This window comes from Aquimarina sp. U1-2 (assembly GCF_017897595.1).
Classification (GTDB): domain Bacteria; phylum Bacteroidota; class Bacteroidia; order Flavobacteriales; family Flavobacteriaceae; genus Aquimarina.
Genome location: NZ_JAGKIK010000033.1, coordinates 1 through 1,667 on the forward strand (window position 1 = coordinate 1; position 1,667 = coordinate 1,667).

A 1,667-nucleotide genomic window follows, 5' to 3' on the forward strand; every position below is an offset into this window, starting at 1 on the left:
AGTGATGATCTTAGTACAGGTAATACTACCAATACTGCGGTAACCGTAAATATTTTAGCTAATGATACCACAGGTGATACTGTAGATGTGACTACAGTTCAAATTGTAGGTACAGCAAGTCCAGGAGATGATTTAGTAGCTCCTGACCAGGGGGTTTGGAGTGTAAATGGTACTACGGGAGATATTACTTTTACTCCGTGTAGTGCAGCTGGTGTTCCTGATGCAAGCTGTACAGAGGTGTTTACCGGCGATCCTACACCTATCGATTATACAGTAGCCGATAATGAAGGAAACAGATCGAATGCATCTAGTGTTACAATAACGTATGATCCACAACCTCCGATAGCCAACAACGATCTGATCACAGGTTTACCTACAGGTACAGCAGCTACTTTGGATCCTTTTGCCGATAATGGAAGTGGTATAGATAGCGATCCAGATGGAGTTATAGATCCTACAAGTGTTCAATTGGTGGGAACATCAACTCCCGGTGATGATTTAGTAGCACCAGGAGAAGGCGTTTGGAGTGTAAATACAACAACAGGAGCCATTACTTTTACGCCATGTACTGCAGCAGGTACTCCAGATGCGAGTTGTACGGGAGCATTTACAGGAGATCCTACACCTATTCAATATACAGTAGCAGATAATGATGGTAACCGATCTAATCAAGCTACAATAACACTTGATTACAATGCACAACCGCCCGTGGCGCAAGATGATCTAAGCAGCGCTAATGTACCAGGTACTACGGCACGATTAGATCCTACTGCCGATAACGGAAATGGTGTAGATAATGATCCCGATGGGAGTTTAGATGTAACTTCGGTAAGCTTAGTAGTTCCAACGGGTGCTACCAATATTATTACCGATGGGGATGGAGAATTTACCGGGTTCACGGTTCCGGGAGAAGGGTCATGGAGTGTCGATTTAAGTACAGGAGAAATAAGTTTTACCCCGAACCCTGGGTACACCTTAGATCCTACACCCGTAAATTATACGATTAATGACAACGATGGGAATACTTCTAATGAAGCGACTATCACTATTGATTATGCACCTGTTACTAGTGATGATCTTAGTACAGGTAATACTACCAATACTGCGGTAACCGTAGATGTTTTAGCTAATGATACCACGGGTGATACTGTAGATGTGACTACAGTTCAAATTGTAGGTACAGCAAGTCCAGGAGATGATTTAGTAGCTCCTGACCAGGGGGTTTGGAGTGTAAATGGTACTACGGGAGATATTACTTTTACTCCGTGTAGTGCAGCTGGTGTTCCTAATGCAAGCTGTACAGAGGTGTTTACCGGCGATCCTACACCTATCGATTATACAGTAGCCGATAATGAAGGAAACAGATCGAATGCATCTAGTGTTACAATAACGTATGATCCACAACCTCCGATAGCCAACAACGATCTGATCACAGGTTTACCTACAGGTATAGCAGCTACTTTGGATCCTTTTGCCGATAATGGAAGTGGTATAGATAGCGATCCAGATGGAGTTATAGATCCTACAAGTGTTCAATTGGTGGGAACATCAACTCCCGGTGATGATTTAGTAGCACCAGGAGAAGGCGTTTGGAGTGTAAATACCACAACAGGAGCCATTACTTTTACGCCATGTACTGCAGCAGGTACTCCAGATGCGAGTTGTAC

The 1,667-nt window shown here is 43.5% G+C and carries 1 protein-coding gene; it reads left to right on the top strand.

Features of this window, described 5'->3' with window-relative positions; genetic code table 11:
* On the top strand, positions 1 to 1,667 hold a 1,667-nt coding region (locus J8281_RS18840; protein WP_210199218.1), incomplete at both ends, for a hypothetical protein.